Source organism: Ginsengibacter sp., from assembly GCF_057362405.1.
Window position 1 is genome coordinate 1 of record NZ_JBMQQG010000048.1, and the last position, 16,243, is coordinate 16,243.

The following is a 16,243-nucleotide window of genomic DNA, read 5'->3' on the forward strand; positions in this document are numbered from 1 at the left end:
ATATGTTTGGAATGCCACCGGAAGATTCCTTCAGTTGCGGAAGCGTTTGCTAAACAATTTATGATCTGAAATAACGTTTATTAAGAAGTTTTAGGTTTGGCTTTAAGCAATTGCCCGTTTTTAAGGTTCTTTTGTGAGTATAATTACTATTGATATAAATTCGTAATTATTCTGTATAATTTACCATTTAAAACGCAGACATTTGTAAATTGTGACTCTAATTTTAAAAAATTACTAATTTCCGATGAAGACCGAAAACGAAGAAGTGATAAGGCTGATAATTGCTGATGACCATGTACTCTACAGGGGGGGCGTTAAAAATGCCCTTTCATCCAAAAAAAATATTAAGGTAATTGCTGAAGCAGATAATGGTTCTCATCTTTTAAATATTTTGAAAGGCATACAGCCGGATGTTATTTTACTCGATATCCAGATGCCGATAATGGATGGGATAACCACATTGCCGGAGATTAAAAAATTATATCCCCATATAAGAGTCATTATGCTTACGATGATGGATGACCAAAGTATGATAACAAAGTTGATGGAACTTGGCGCTAACAGTTATCTTACTAAAACATCTGATTCTGAAATAATTTATGAAGCAATTAAAACGTGCTACGAGCAGGAGTTTTATTTCAATTCACTCACCAACAAAGCGTTGCTGAATAACCTGCGCCAAAAGACACCATCTTCCATTAAGCTGCAGCAGGAAGATGCAACCCTCAGCGATAAAGAAATAACCGTACTGCGACTAATGTGTGAAGAAAAAAGCACCCGTGAAATTGCTGAAGCGGTAGATTTAAGTCCACGAACTATAGAAGCAATAAGAGACAAGCTCAAAACCAAGACAGGAGCCAAAAGCACAGCAGGGCTAATTATGTTTGCCGTTAAAAATAAACTGCTGGAAGACGACAATTAATTTTACTGATCACATACTGCTATTTTTGCTCATTCATATTTGATTTTATGACTGAGTTTTTTTTTATTTATAATGATAAGTTTTATCCTGCCGATACTCCCGTTATAAGTTCAGGCAATCGCTCACTAAGATATGGAGATGGCCTTTTTGAAACGATGAAATTAATCAACGGTAGGATTATTAATAAAGAGTTTCATTTTGAAAGATTGTTTAACGGCCTTGACCTTTTGCAATTTGAACTACCCAAAAATTTTAATGCGGCTTTCCTGGCAGAAAAAATCACCGGCCTTATAAAAAAAAATAATCATTCGGCTTTAGCGAGAATAAGGCTAACGGTTTTTCGTGGCGATGGAGGAATATTTGATCCTGAAAATTTGCTTCCAAATTATATTATTGAAGGTTGGAATTTACCTAATGAAATGAACTTAAATGAAAACGGTTTAGTTGTCGATGTGTTTCCGGGCGCAAAGAAAAGTTGTGATAGTTTTTCGAACTTAAAATCAAACAACTATTTGCCATATGTAATGGCAGGTTTATACGCTAAAAAAAATAAGCTGAATGATTGTATTGTTCTTAACTCTTATGAGAGAGTGTGCGACAGTGCCATTGCCAATATTTTTATCGTTGAAAAAGGTAAGATATTTACGCCACCGCTCTCGGAAGGTTGTGTCGCAGGAGTCATGCGCAGGTGGTTGTTGGAGAAATTTGATTTTAAAAAGTATAAAATAAGTGAAAGAGTCTTGTCTGTAAATGATATTCTCAACGCTGATGAATTTTTCCTGACTAATTCAATTTATAACTTACGCTGGGTAAAAAATTTCAGGGAAAAGAATTACGGCAATACAGTAAGCAAAGCAATTTACAACCATGTCTTTCAAACTATTTAACCTGCATTTTGTTGTCTTATTTCCGAAAGCAGTTATAGTAAACCCAGGTAAAATCATTTCAATTTCAATTTTTTATTCCTATAAAAGTTATGCAGAAGATAAACATCTTTTGGTTTCGCCGTGATCTGCGGCTGCATGATAATGCAGGCTTGTATCACGCTTTGAAAGGCGATTCTCCTGTAGTTGCGGTTTTTATATTTGACAAAATTATTCTTGATCAACTTGAAGAAAAGAAAGATAAACGAGTTGAATTTATTCATGATGCATTGATCGAAATGCAGGAAAAATTAGAAAGAATACAATCGTCTCTCGAAGTTTATTATGGAACTCCTGAAGAAGTATTTAAAAAATTAATTAGTGATTATGATGTTCAAACGGTTTTCACCAATCACGATTATGAATTATATGCGATAGAAAGAGATGAACGAATAAAAAACTTATTGGCTAAAAAAAATATTAATTTAAAAACTTATAAAGACCAGGTTATTTTTGAGAAAGACGAAGTGCTTAAGGATGATGGAAAACCTTATACAGTTTATACGCCTTACAGCAGGAAATGGAAAGCAATGGTTACAGATTTTTACATCAAATCATATCCTGTAGAAAAATATTATAAAAATTTTTTCAAACAAAAGCGGCGAAGAATTCCTTCGTTAGTTTCAATGGGGTTTGAAGCAACCGGCAAAAATTTTCCTTCTAAAAATCCGGGAGAAAACTTATTAAAACATTATGATGAAACAAGAGACTTTCCGGGCATTGAAGGAACATCACGTTTGGGCATTCATCTTCGTTTTGGAACAATCAGTATAAGAAAGTTAATTGCTAAAGCAAGAGATATTAATACCACTTTTTTAAATGAATTAATATGGCGCGAATTTTATATGTCTATCTTATGGCACTTTCCTCATGTCGGGCGTCACAAAGCATTTAAGCCGGAATATGATAACATAAAATGGCGTAACAATGAAGATGAATTTGAAAAGTGGTGCAAAGGTCAAACCGGGTATCCTTTTGTTGATGCCGGCATGCGGCAACTTAATGAAACCGGCTATATGCATAATCGTTTGCGAATGATTACCGCAAGTTTTTTATGTAAACATTTATTAATTGACTGGAGATGGGGGGAGGCTTATTTTGCAGAAAAATTATTGGACTTCGACTTTGCTGCCAACAATGGCGGCTGGCAATGGGTTGCTGGCAGTGGCTGCGATGCTGCGCCCTATTTCAGGATTTTTAATCCGCAACTGCAAACAGAAAAGTTTGATAAGGATTTAAAATATATAAAAAGATGGGTTCCTGAATTCCAGGAGTTTGATTATCCAAAACCAATTGTCGAACATACTGCTGCAAGGGATCGATGTTTGAAAGTTTATAAGGAGGCTCTTAGTAGCAAGTAAATGTCAAAACGCAACAAAGGGTTATGTACTGAAGAATAGTTGGCGATTTTTTCAAAAAATATTCTTTCACTAGTGATGGTAGTCTGAATATAAATTTTATGCTCATTCAATTGCCTCATTTGATGACCCGGCAACCTTGATAACCCCAATAGATGCAAAAATGTTTGTTCAGTATAATGAAGCCTGCGTGCAGGCCATTGTATAATATGATATCTTTATAAAAAGAGAAATCTTTTGTATTTCATAACCCATGAAAATGAATATAAAATAAGAGCAGTCAGGCTAATTATTTTTCTCATTAAAGCAATAGAGTTTGGAAACTGAATGAACAGTAAGAAATAGAACAAAGGCCGCAGGAAGTAAAAAGAGAAAGCACAAATAAAAATGAAGAACTTCATACTACTAACGATAATCCAAAGACGAAAAATATGAGCTTACATCACCACCCATGCATAGAAAAGAAAAGTTTCATAGAATATTTTTTGGGATTTGCGATCCAATAAACAACCTGTAGGAATATGTATACAACGTCATTTCTTTTTCGCCTTGCAAAAGCAATTTTGGTGGCAGCTATCGGTATAATGGCTGCTATAATTGTAATTGGTAATACTACCGATTATTATACCAACTATATTTTTGTAGAGCATGTTATGAAGATGGATTCAGTTTTTCAAGCGAGCCATATACATTACCGGAGTATTAGTAATCCAGTTTTTTTTCATGCAGGTTATATTGTTATTATTGCAATGGAATTGTTGATGGCGGTTTGTTGCTTAAAAGGAGGCTGGCTGCTTTTTAAAAATGTAAGGAGTGACAGCGCAAAATTTAATGCTTCCAAAAATTGGTCAGTCGCCGGAATTCTTATAGGAATCATTATATGGTTCTTAGGTTTTGAAGTAGTGGGTGGAGAATGGTTTGCCATGTGGCAAAGCCCAACCTGGAATGGATTGGCAAGCGCTGAGCGAATTGTGAGTTTTTTGTCATTGGTGCTAATTTTATTGCATCTCAAGGACGAATAAAAAATAAATGAAGAGTCAATAACCACATATAAATCCTTGCTTGTTACTTATGGAAGTACATCATCACCCGCATGTAGAAAAGAAAAATTTAAAAGAATATTTTTTGGAATTCATCATGATATTTCTGGCAGTATCGCTTGGGTTTTTTGCCGAAAGCTTGCGGGAGTATATAACCGAGCATAAGCATGCGAAAGAATACGCTATCGAAATGATCAGCGATTTGAAAAGCGACACTACCGATTTAGAAGATTATATACGATATACCAGTTATGCAGCCGGTTTCACCGACACACTGATGCAGTTGCTATCCGACAATGATCCTAAACAAATTCCTTCGGGTAAGCTCTATTGGTATGGACTGTGGGGAGGTGCTCATCATGTGTTTGTGGCACACGACGCTACTATCCATCAAATGGAAAGCTCGGGTTCACTGCGTTATTTTACTAATGATTTACTGAATGGTAACGTTGCACAATATGAACAACTTTGCCGAAGTTGGGAGAAGCTGGCGGAGATGGACATTGCTATATACACAGAAGTTAGAAAGGCCCGGGCAAAAATTTTCGAATTCAAATACAATGAAGCCGCCAATGACATTTACCAGGCTAGTAAAGATCACTTAAATCGTGAGGCAATTGATTCTTTCTTTACAACCAATCCGCCTTTACTTAGCTACGATAAAACATTGTTTAACGAATACCTGGAAATGATCCGGTCAAGATTTTTGCCGTTATACCTTGCTCGTGCGAAGAATTTGAAAGAGCATGCTACCGCTTTAATTGAGCAATTAAAAAAGGTATATAATTTAGAAGATGAATAGGAAAACCAAAGAAAGAATTATTAAACTGATCATTTATGCCATAACAGGATTTGTAATCGCGTTTTTTTGGCATCAATATCGGCACAATTAAAAATATTTACGCTTATATTTATTGCCTCTGTTAACTATACAATGCATGAAAAAATATCATTGTCTTTTCATTATTTTTTTTCTTTCAATAAACTGCCACACCTTATCAGCACAGAATAAAGCGATAGATGTGCAGCATTATAATTTTGTAATTGCACTCAATGACACTAATAATGTCATTCATGGAAATGCAGTTATTGATTTCATTGCAAAGCAAAATGCTGATAAAGTTTATTTTGATTTGGTAAGCCTTGATAAGGCTACAGGAGAAGGAATGAAGGTATTATATGTTGTAGAAAACGATAGAGAGTTAAAATTTGACCAGGATAAAAATCACCTTAATATTTATTTCAATGCTCCGCTGAAAATAAACCAGGAAAGAAATATTTCAATTACATATGAAGGTGTTCCGTCCGATGGACTTATTATTGATACGACTAAATTCGGGCATCGCACTTTTTTTGCAGATAACTGGCCCAACCGTGCTCACGACTGGATTCCCTGCAATGATCATCTTGCTGATAAGGCATCTGTAGAATTTAATGTTACTGCTCCGGATCATTACCAGGTGATTGCTAACGGTGTTCTTAATGAGGAAACAAATTTGCCCAATCATTTAAAGTTGACGCATTGGAAAGAAGACATGGTGTTACCCACAAAAGTTATGGTAATAGGTGTTGCAGATTTTGCCGTTCAGCTTGATTCAACAATTAATTGTGTGCCTGTAACGAGTTGGGTCTTTCCTGAAAACAGGGATAGCGGTTTTTCTCAATATGCCGTGTCAAAAAAAATTCTTCCGTTTTATGAAAGTTATATTGGTCCTTATCCTTTTAAAAAATTAGCTAACGTACAATCAAAAACGATTTTTGGCGGAATGGAAAATGCTGGAAATATTTTCTATTACGAGAATTCTGTCGCAATGAATGTTTCGCAGTACAAACATAACAGATCAGTTGAAGAATTGTTCGCCCATGAAACGGCCCATCAATGGTTTGGCGATGAAGCGTCGGAAATTGATTGGCCGCACCTTTGGCTGAGCGAAGGCTTTGCTACTTATATGACCCATTTATATATGGAACATCAATATGGTATCGATACTTTACAAAAAGGAATGAAAAAGGACCGTGAGAAAGTACTTGCTTTTTCTAAAAAAAGGAAAACGCCCGTTGTTGATACAACTTCCGGCAATAATCTTATGCAATTATTAAATGCTAATTCATATGAAAAAGGAAGTTGGATATTACACATGTTGAGAAGAAAATTGGGAGATGCCATTTTCCATAAAGGGATACAAACCTATTATGCCGATTACAAAGGAAGTAACGCATCCACGGATGATTTCATGCATATTATGGAAAAAGTAAGTAAGCAAGATCTTCAAATCTTTTTTAAGCAATGGCTCTATACGCCAGGTCAGCCTGAACTGCAGGGAAATTGGAAATATAATGCGGATGCAAAATCATTGGAGATTAATATCAGGCAAACACAGAATTTTATATTTCAGTTTCCTTTAGAGATTGCGATAACCAATAGTAAAAAAACTATCTTCAAAGTGTTTGAGTTTAATCACCGGGATGAAAAGATAATATTGCCTGTTAATTTTATTCCCCAATCAATTCAATTAGATCCCGCCATTAATTTATTGTTCGAAGGAAGTATCAGGCAGGATAAATAAATTCATTTAACAATTTCTGTATTGTCTGCATGTAACCATTACTGTTGTATAAAATTTTTATAACGCAGTAAATCCAACCTGCTCCATAAAGCGTAGGTGATAGAAACAATAATTAAATATTAAAAAATGAAAACAATTAAATTACTGGGATTATTTATCCTTGCTACTCTTTTCACTTCCGCAACTTTTGCGCAAATGGAGAAAACTACAATGGTTGGTGGTGCTGCAATGTATCCTTCCAAAAACATAGTTGAAAATGCTGTAAACTCTAAAGATCACACTACTTTGGTTGCCGCAGTGAAAGCCGCAGGCCTTGTCGAAACATTGGAAAGCCCCGGCCCCTTTACTGTATTTGCACCAACAAACGAAGCATTCGATAAGCTGCCTAAAGGAACCGTTGAAACACTATTAAAGCCAGAAAACAAAGCCAGGCTTACTGCAGTACTAACATACCACGTTGTGCCTGGTAAATTAGGGTCAAAAGAATTAATGACGATGGTAAAAGAAGGTCATGGCAAGGCAACATTAAAGACAGTGCAGGGCGAAAATTTGTATGTTACCATGAAAGGCAAGAAACTAATGATTACAGATGAGAGTGGCAACGTAGCAACGGTTACCATTGCAGATGTTAATCAAAGCAATGGGGTGATACATGTGATAGATACCGTATTGCTTCCTAAGTAATCAATTATTTTACAACTTCAAAATCAGGAGCCCCTGTTCGAAAAACAGGGGCTCTTGATTTATTTGCCAATTGAACTGACTAAAAACTATTAATTAAAAACGCCGCTTCTGTGTCCGCCTACAAGCTCACCTCTCAGTTGCCAAAAGCTGTCGCACGCTGACTTAAATCGATTTTTATTCATATACTTGCGATCAATTACAGTTACGCTTCATTTTCACTTTAATAAGCGTTTACGTTTTGGAAACAACATAAATTTAAGTTTCGAAAAATTGCTTTGATATGATAAGAAAAAATTCCCTCCTGCTTTTTTTGATTGCGGCTATCTGTTTCACGGTTGCATCATGTAAATCAAATACAACAACCCGGGTAGCTAATAATGCAGACAGCATTGCTGGAAGAAAATGGTGGAAAGAAGCCATTGTTTATCAGATTTATCCAAGAAGTTTTAAGGATAGTGATGGAGATGGAGTCGGCGACCTGAAAGGCATTATTTCAAAACTTGATTACATTAAGAGCCTGGGTATAAATACTGTCTGGCTCAATCCAATTTATTCTTCACCCAATGATGATAATGGCTATGACGTAAGCGATTACCGGAACATTATGAAAGATTTTGGTACTATGGCAGATTTTGATTCGCTGCTAACGGAAATGCATAGCCGAGGTATTAAACTGGTGATGGACCTGGTAGTTAATCATAGTAGCGACGAACATGAATGGTTTAAGCAAAGCCGCAGTTCAAGAACCAATCCTTACCGTAATTACTATCATTGGTGGAATGCCGAAAAGGGAAAACCGCCTTACAGGTATAGTTTATTTGACATCAATAACGATGCGTGGATGTACGATTCAACAACCAATGCATATTACCTGCATTATTTTTCACGGAAGCAACCGGATCTCAATTGGGAGAATCCCAAGGTTAGGCAGGAAGTATTTGACATTATGAAGTTCTGGGCCGATAAAGGTATCGATGGTTTCCGTCTGGATGCGTTCCAGTTTGCAGCCAAAGACACTACATTTCCAGTATTCCCCAAAGGCTTTGAAAAAAACTTTTCGTTGTATTATGCTATGCAGGGTAACCTGCATCAATACCTGCAGGAGATGAACAGAGAAGTTTTAAGTAAGTATAATGTAATGAGCGTTGCAGAAGGAGCAGGTAATTCGTTCAAAGATGCGCATGATTTGGTAGATTCCAGCCGTCATGAATTAAATATGGCTTACGCTTTTGAAGGCGTTGATATTGCCAAACCCGGAGGCTATAGCCTGCTGCATTTTAAAGAAGTATTCACCAGGTGGGACAGCGCCTTTGCCAATAATGGCTGGCTATCCATCTTTCTGGCCAACCACGACCAGGCAAGGCTTGTGAGCAGGTTTGGCAACGACAGTCCTGCCTATAGAAATTTATCTTCCGAAATGCTGACGACGTTTATAATGACCATGCGGGGAACGCCTTACTATTACCAGGGGGATGAATTGGGAATGACGAACGCGGGCTTTACCAAAATAGAAGACTTCAGGGATATGCCTACCATTAATCGATACCTGCATCTTAAAAGCACCGGCGCCGATCTTAATAAGTTCTTGAAAGAAATGGCGTTTACTGACCGCGACAATAGCCGCACACCCTTTCAATGGGATAATACCGCCAATGCAGGATTCACAACCGGCAAGCCATGGATTGAAGTAAATAAAAATTATACAACTATAAATGAAGCTGCGGAAGAAAATGATCCAAACAGTAGTCTCAACTATTTCAGGAAAGTAGTTAAGCTACGCAAAGAAAACCTTGCACTCGTTTATGGAAAGTATACTTTACTCGATAAAGATAACCCTAACGTGTACGCTTACACTAGAGAGATGGATGGTAGGAAGTTCCTGGTACTTTTAAATTTTACAAGTAAAATTGCTGACTTTAAATCCGGGTTAGATATGAGCAAGGCTAAATTGCTTCTGGATAATTATTCAAATCCGTCAAAGGGAAATAATACATTGCAGCCCTACGAAGCGGCAGTATATGAGCTTTGATATAATAAAAATTACGACTTGAAGTTGTTGAAATGCTGTGGTAAATGGCCACTATAGTTTTAATTTTTTAATTTATTTCTTTAAAATTGCTTTTGATAAGATAGATATTGGATTGAATTATATTTGAAGAGCAATGGATGCTACGGGCAAACGAACCTTAGCATCATAAAATTCAAACACGTAAAAATATTGACATGAACACGGTTAAAAAAATACTTATAGCAGTCGACGACGGGCCTATTTCAGAAAAGGTTGCATTAAATGGCTTTCAATTAGGAAAACAGTTAGATGCAGACATAGCAGTGTTAAGCGTTATTGATATCTCGCTCGTAAGGCGCGGTGATGAAGTTACACAAGACGAACTGGAGGATATGTCGAAAGGTGAACTGAGAAGGAGTCAGCAAATGCTTATTGACAAAGTGTTTAAAGATTTTAAAGTCACTGCTTTTGTGGAAGACGGAAAACCTTCTGAGACGATTATAAAAATTGCTGATGATTGGGGAGCCGATTTAATTGTGTTGGGCACCCACGGCAGAACGGGATTAAAACACCTGCTTATGGGCAGCGTTGCAGAAAGAGTAATGAGGCATTCTTTGAAGCCATTAGTTATTATACCAGCCAAATAATTTCGGTTAAATAATCTTGATATGAACCGCCGTCTTTTGCTCAAAGAAGCAGGTGTTATTGCACTTTACAGCAGTTTTCCTTCTGTTCTTAGTGAGTTCATTTCTTCCTGTAATACCAAACAAAAGAAGTTACGTGCAGGTTTTTTTTCTGATGATGAATTTCGACTAACGGAGTTGCTGTTAGATACAACGTTTCCCAAAACAGGTACGCCCGGTGCATTGGAAATACAATTGCCTTACTTTATCGACCTTGTCGTAGAAAATTGCATGAGCGCTAACGATCAGCAATTAATAAAAAAAGGATTGCAACAATTAAATGATCAGCAAGGCAGAAAATTTACATCTCTTTCCATAGAAGACAAACTCAATACGATAAAAATAATTGATGCGGCTGCTTACAAAGATGAAGTCGATAAAGCATGGTTCAGAATAATAAAAAAACTGGCTTTGATAGGTTACTTTACATCGCAGGAAGGAATGACGAAGGCATTGAACTATGTAAAAGTTCCCGGAGATTACGAAGCTTGCATTCCTTATAAAAAAGGCGGGAAGGCATTGGCCAAAACATTTCTGCTTTACTGGTAAAAGATATTCCCGTAAATAAAAAATAAAACATGTACGATGCAATTGTAGTAGGCTCGGGCATTTCAGGCGGATGGGCCGCAAAAGAACTTTGCGAAAAGGGATTGAAGACACTGCTGTTGGAAAGAGGCCGTGATGTAAAACACGTGCAGGATTATCCTACTGCTAATCTCGATCCGTGGGAAATTCCAAATCGAAATATGCTCACACAGGAAGATTTGGAAACCTATCCGGTTCAAAGCAAAGTGTATCATTTCGGGCAGGATGATAAACACTTTTTTGTAAAAGATACGGAGCATCCTTACGAGCAGGCAAAGCCATTTTGGTGGACGCAGGGCAACCAGGTCGGCGGTAAATCGTTGCTTTGGAGCAGGCATACTTTTCGCTGGAGTGATTTGGATTTTGAAGCAAACATGCGAGAAGGTGTGGGCATTGATTGGCCTATCCGTTATAAAGATATTGCGCCATGGTATGATTATGTAGAACGTTTTATTGGTGTAAGTGGAAAGAATGAAGGCTTACCTCAGTTACCCGATGGACAATTCATTCCTCCTTTCGAAATGAATTGCCTTGAGAAGCATTTGAAGAAAAGTATTGAAGAAAAATATAAAGAAAGAAATTTAATTCAGAGCCGGATGGCGGTACTAACGCAGCCGCATAATGGTAGAGGTAAATGCATGTCAAGAAATCTTTGTCACCGAGGATGCCCTTATGGCGCCTATTTCAGCAGTAACTCTTCTACTTTGCCGGCGGCTTATGCAACAGGCAATCTTACCTTGCGTCCGTTTTCAGTAGTGCAAAGTATTATATGGGATAAACAAAAAAATAAAGCTACCGGTGTCCGAATTATTGATGCTGAAACAATGGAGACCTTTGAATATTTTGCTCCCGTTATTTTTTTAAACGCATCTGCATTAGCAACTACAAAAATTTTAATGCAATCAACTTCAGAAAGATTTCCAAATGGATTTGCCAATGACAGCGGTGTTCTGGGGCATTACCTTATGGATCATTATTCCGGACCGGGAGCTGCAGCCGGTTATGACATTTTGAGAGATCAATATTATTTTGGCCAAAGATCAACTTCTGTTTATGTGCCAAGATTTCAAAACTTAAAAGAACGTGACAGGAAATATGCGAGAGGTTTTGCTTATGAAGTATATGTTTCAAGAGGAGACTGGACAAGAGGTTATCATGCTGCCGGGGCGGGTGCTGATTGGAAAGACTCCTTATCTGAACCCGGCGACTGGCAGGCAAGTATGTTTGCCTTTGGCGAATGCTTGCCGGATTATAAGAATCGCGTTTACCTCGATGAAACAAAAAAAGATAAATGGGGACTTCCACTTTTAAGCATCGAAATGGAATACGGCGAAAATGAAAAGGCCATGAGAGATGACATGATAAATTCGGCTAAAGAAATGCTTACAAGCGCTGGCCCAACCTGGGTTTCAGAAGTTACCGATCCTTCGGTACCCGGAATGACCATTCATGAAATGGGAACGGCACGCATGGGCAACGATCCAAAGACCTCCGTTTTAAATAAGTTCAATCAATGTCATGATGCGCCGAATGTATTTATTACTGATGGGGCTTGTATGGTTTCAACTGCCTGTCAAAATCCATCGCTTACCTACATGGCCTTAACTGCAAGGGCTTGCGATCATGCAGTGAAACAGCTAAAGAAAGGTGAGATAAAATAGATTGTAACTAGCTGGGAATGGCTATCAGGGCGATGTCTCGCCTGGCAATACGAATTCAATAGTAAGTTTACATCCATTTCCTGCGCTTGTTTCAATATTTATCTTTCCATTATACGCTTCGGCGCGGTAAAAAATATTGGTAAGGCCAATTCCCTTGCTTTTTTCATTCAAATCAAAACCTTTGCCATTATCGGTTATTCTCAAGGTTACCAAATTGGCTGATTGGTTAAGCGTAAAATTCACCTTTGTTGCTTCAGCGTATTTTATAATATTGTTGAACTGTTCCTGTATTATACGATAAATATTGATCTTAAGACCCTCCGGCAATTTATCTTCTAAAATATTTATGTCGATCTCAATGTTAACGTTTATTAGCTCAAAGCTTTTTGAAAAGTACTCAATGGATTCCTTTAAACTCCTGTTATACAAAGTAGGAGAAACTAATGAAGCAGACAATCTCCTGATTTCTTCATTCGCGGTAGCGATGATTTCAATGCCCTTTTCTTTTAGCAACTTATCTTTCTCCGAAGTGATATGTAAACTTTTAAAATAAAGGGTTGAGGCGGCTAACAACTGATTGATATTGTCATGTAGTTCCCTTCCTATCTCTGAACGGCTTTGATCCTGCGCTTCCATTATTTCTTTTTGCCTCATCGCCTTTGCCAAATTAAGTTCCGCCTGTATTTTTAATTTATCGGTGACATCGGCTATCGCAATCAGGTAGGCTTGTTTGCCATTATAGATTATTTCAGTTATAGAAGGTTCTACCATCAAAATATCTCCATTCTTTTTTTTGTGCGATCTGATTGTTTTATCATTGCTATAATTTCCACCTAACAGTTGATTTCTCAATTTTTCATGATCTCCGGACTCCCTTATGTCAAAAGCGGTAAATTTCAGAAACTCCTCTCTTGAATAACCATACAGTTGAGTAGCGGTTTTATTTACTTCTAAAAATTGCAAACTTTTCTTATCTAATATGCCAATAGCAAAAGGGCTGTCGTTAAAAAGGCTTCTATAAAGGCTTTCAGATTTCCTGAGAGAATCTTCTATTTTCTTTTTTTCCGTTATATCCTGCACTGTACCTAGTGCGGTCTTAACGATGCCTGGTTTATCAAACTCAAAGCGGGCACGTTCACTCACCCATTTTTCACCTTTTTGTGTTGTAATTCTATGTTCAATCTCATACTTGCCGCTTTTTAGTGCCTTTTGCCAGCTTTTGTTCACCATTCCACGGTCTTCAACAGTTACCCTCTCAAGGAAAGACTCGAAGGTCATAGGCGTTCCAATTGGGATTTCAAAAATATGGTAAGTTTCATCGGACCACTCGAGGATGTTTTCTGGAATAGTGAGATGCCAACTACCCGTTTTGGCGACTTCCTGGGCATCTTTCAATTGCTGTTCTCTTTTTATAATTTCGGTTTGAATGCGAATTAGCTTTTCTTCATGTTCTTTTTGGAGTGTTATCAGGTTACGAACAGAAAGGTATTGGAAAATTCTCCCTTTGTGATCAAGCACAGGAGTGATAACGGTATCTACCCAATAGTAACTGCCATCTTTTGCTTTGTTCTTTATTTCGCCCCTCCAGTGATGGCCTTTACTAATTGTTTGCCACATGTTTTTAAAAAAATCATCAGTGTGATAACCGCTATTGATGATCTTGTGAGTTTTTCCGATAAGTTCCCCGGCGGCGTATTTTGATATCTCAGTGAACTTAGTATTGACATAAAGAATCTTACCCTCTAAATCAGTAATCGATACAATTGCTGCTTCGTTTACCGCGGCTTCATAGGCCTGAAGTGTCTGCAAAGTTTCTTTATACTGTTTTCGTATCGAGGGGATATACATATAGGTCTTTTTGGGATCGTGTGTCGGTGCGAACCTCATCCTGTTCTTACTAAAATAATCACATTCACGAACTACATCTATGACTACTATCATACCATAACGTGACTACGATTAACAAAATATTGAGTAAACCTTTTGCCATTTCAGGGCTCACCATTGTCTCTTGCCTTGTTATTTAAAGAAATATTTCAATTTCGTTGGTGGGAATGATTATTACGAATTCCGGGAATATTTTTATACTATGCAACATCGTTGCCTTAGCGCCGTCGATTTGGTAACTGGTGTATTCATTTCACGCAATGCGCATTTGCATTATATCAATCACTGGTTGATAACTCCGTGTTTATTTTTTACATTTATGTTAGGGCCCGCGGGATTGTTGCTTTATATTATCATACGCATTGTCGCTACCAAAAATATTTTCCTGCTAATTTTTTAAATTGACTACAATGAAAAGTTTTTTTGATGAACTTAAAAAAAGAAACGTCATACTGTATTACTTCGGTTGGTTAATGTTTACCGGTTTCTTTATTTGTTTTATTGTGAGCTTCTTTGATAAGACGACTATCCTTGGCATTAATGCCTGGATAAAGCCGATGAAATTTTATGTATCAATCGGAATTGTTGCATGGACAATAAGCTGGCTGGCATGGTACCTCAATAAACAAAAGAAAGTGAAGATATATAGCTGGGTAGTTGTGATAACGTTGACTGTTGAAATGATCATTATTTCATTTCAATCTGCAAGAGGACAGCAATCCCATTTTAATGTGAGCACTCCTTTCAATGGAATTTTATTTAGTATCATGGGTGCTTCAATTACTATTTTCGTAATGTGGACAGCCTACATCTGTTTGTTATTTTTTTTGCAAAAGGAATTTAATATTTCCAAACCATACCTGCTGTCAATAAGGCTTGGATTGATACTTTTCATATTATTTGCGTTGGAAGGTTGGGTAATAGTTGGAAATATGGGTCACACTATCGGCGCAAAGGATGGCTCGCCCGGATTGCCTTTTGTAAATTGGAGCCAAGAGTATGGAGATCTCCGTGTATCACATTTCTTTGGGATGCATTCTTTTCAGATTCTTCCATTTGTTGGCTATTATTTTGCCAGGAGAAAAACCCAGGTGATAATGTTTGCAATCATCTATTTTCTTTTTGTAACAATATTACTTACTGAAGCGGTCTATGGCTTACCTTTCATCCCGTAATAAATTATCGTGATGAGCAGCATACAAAATGAGGGTAAACTTTCAGGGCCGATCCTTTCCTTTACCAGGTACCCGGTTCAAGCTTTTCTTATTTGCATGATGCTAACTGCATTTCACTGTGCGGGGATTGCCCAGGCGGAGGTTGAGCCCTGGGGAAATATGGCTGGTATTCGTGCCGGCGGGCAATTAATCCCGTTTGAAACTAATCTTTCTTTGGTTAGCAATAACTGGTCTGCAATAAAATCGACAGCACAGGAACGGCAACAGCCTAAGTACTTGCGTGATGGCAATAAACAAATTGTTACAACAAAAATTGATAGTGTATACTTCATCGAGACTATTGAAGATGGCAAGGCGGGGACCGCAAATGTAAATGTGGTAGTTTCTTCAAAGGGTATAGAGAAAGATGTTGCATTTTTCGTGGTGGCCTTGCCGTTAGCAGATTATACCAGCGCTATTATAAATCAACATGGTGTTGGAGCGCCACGAACTTATGTGCCCGGTCTTAGAATAAATAAAACATTTACAGCCGGAGATGTAAGCTTTATCTCTAAAAGCCGGAAAGTTGAATTTGTTTTTGACAAACCAACAGAAATCATTTTTAAGAATGACATTGACACCACAAGTAAAACAGCCAGGGTTTATATTTCATTGCTGGGTAATGATTTCAAAAAAGATTCATCTTTTGAAAAGAGCTTCACTATTAAAGCAAGTGGTGCCATTGACAATCGCACGGTAACACTTAAACTG

15 protein-coding genes are annotated in these 16,243 nt (G+C 37.4%); 14 read left to right on the forward strand and 1 reads right to left on the reverse strand.

All coding sequences use genetic code 11. The features are described from left to right. Positions 1-244 precede the first annotated feature (244 nt). From ACO1O5_RS04080 to ACO1O5_RS04130, 11 genes are all read left to right on the forward strand, one after another. Positions 245-922, forward strand: coding sequence for a response regulator (locus ACO1O5_RS04080; RefSeq protein ID WP_486268563.1), 678 nt, complete (start codon positions 245-247; stop codon positions 920-922). A 47-nt stretch (positions 923-969) separates the two neighbouring features. Next, positions 970-1,809, forward strand: a complete 840-nt coding sequence (locus tag ACO1O5_RS04085) for an aminotransferase class IV (RefSeq protein ID WP_486268564.1) — start codon at positions 970-972, stop codon at positions 1,807-1,809. Positions 1,810-1,898: 89 nt separating this feature from the next. After that, positions 1,899-3,206, forward strand: a complete 1,308-nt coding sequence (locus ACO1O5_RS04090; RefSeq protein ID WP_486268565.1) for a cryptochrome/photolyase family protein — start codon at positions 1,899-1,901, stop codon at positions 3,204-3,206. A 518-nt stretch (positions 3,207-3,724) separates the two neighbouring features. After that, the gene (locus ACO1O5_RS04095) at positions 3,725-4,225 is read left to right on the forward strand and encodes a DUF2165 family protein (protein WP_486268566.1); all 501 of its coding nucleotides are present in this window, start codon (positions 3,725-3,727) and stop codon (positions 4,223-4,225) included. 49 nt (positions 4,226-4,274) lie between these two features. Beyond that, on the forward strand, positions 4,275-5,045 hold the full coding sequence (locus ACO1O5_RS04100) for a hypothetical protein (protein ID WP_486268567.1): 771 nt from the start codon (positions 4,275-4,277) through the stop codon (positions 5,043-5,045). A gap of 136 nt (positions 5,046-5,181) precedes the next feature. Continuing rightward, positions 5,182-6,810, forward strand: coding sequence for a M1 family metallopeptidase (locus ACO1O5_RS04105; RefSeq protein WP_486268568.1), 1,629 nt, complete (start codon positions 5,182-5,184; stop codon positions 6,808-6,810). Between the two features lie 126 nt (positions 6,811-6,936). Further along, positions 6,937-7,494 (forward strand): fasciclin domain-containing protein, encoded by a 558-nt coding sequence (locus ACO1O5_RS04110; RefSeq protein ID WP_486268569.1) that lies wholly within the window; start codon positions 6,937-6,939, stop codon positions 7,492-7,494. A 280-nt stretch (positions 7,495-7,774) separates the two neighbouring features. Next, positions 7,775-9,523: a glycoside hydrolase family 13 protein gene (locus ACO1O5_RS04115; protein WP_486268570.1), complete on the forward strand. Its 1,749-nt coding sequence runs from the start codon at positions 7,775-7,777 to the stop codon at positions 9,521-9,523. Positions 9,524-9,717: 194 nt separating this feature from the next. Further along, positions 9,718-10,149 carry a universal stress protein gene (locus ACO1O5_RS04120; protein ID WP_486268571.1) on the forward strand — a complete coding sequence of 144 codons (432 nt, stop codon included), beginning with the start codon at positions 9,718-9,720 and terminating at the stop codon, positions 10,147-10,149. A 21-nt stretch (positions 10,150-10,170) separates the two neighbouring features. Beyond that, a complete protein-coding gene (locus tag ACO1O5_RS04125; RefSeq protein WP_486268572.1) occupies positions 10,171-10,734 on the forward strand; it encodes a gluconate 2-dehydrogenase subunit 3 family protein in 564 nt (187 codons plus the stop codon). A 29-nt stretch (positions 10,735-10,763) separates the two neighbouring features. Then, on the forward strand, positions 10,764-12,431 hold the full coding sequence (locus ACO1O5_RS04130) for a GMC oxidoreductase (protein WP_486268573.1): 1,668 nt from the start codon (positions 10,764-10,766) through the stop codon (positions 12,429-12,431). A gap of 24 nt (positions 12,432-12,455) precedes the next feature. Here the strand turns inward: ACO1O5_RS04130 and ACO1O5_RS04135 are convergent, their stop codons facing one another. Next, positions 12,456-14,372 carry a sensor histidine kinase gene (locus tag ACO1O5_RS04135; protein WP_486268574.1) on the reverse strand — a complete coding sequence of 639 codons (1,917 nt, stop codon included), beginning with the start codon at positions 14,370-14,372 and terminating at the stop codon, positions 12,456-12,458. Between the two features lie 148 nt (positions 14,373-14,520). On the opposite strand from ACO1O5_RS04135, the gene ACO1O5_RS04140 reads away from it, so the two are divergent. From ACO1O5_RS04140 to ACO1O5_RS04150, 3 genes are all read left to right on the forward strand, one after another. After that, a complete protein-coding gene (locus tag ACO1O5_RS04140; RefSeq protein ID WP_486268577.1) occupies positions 14,521-14,718 on the forward strand; it encodes an abscisic acid-deficient protein Aba4 family protein in 198 nt (65 codons plus the stop codon). A 10-nt stretch (positions 14,719-14,728) separates the two neighbouring features. Further along, the gene (locus ACO1O5_RS04145) at positions 14,729-15,493 is read left to right on the forward strand and encodes a hypothetical protein (protein ID WP_486268575.1); all 765 of its coding nucleotides are present in this window, start codon (positions 14,729-14,731) and stop codon (positions 15,491-15,493) included. Positions 15,494-15,505: 12 nt separating this feature from the next. Beyond that, a partial coding sequence (locus ACO1O5_RS04150; RefSeq protein WP_486268576.1) for a hypothetical protein occupies positions 15,506-16,243 on the forward strand: 738 nt, incomplete at its 3' end.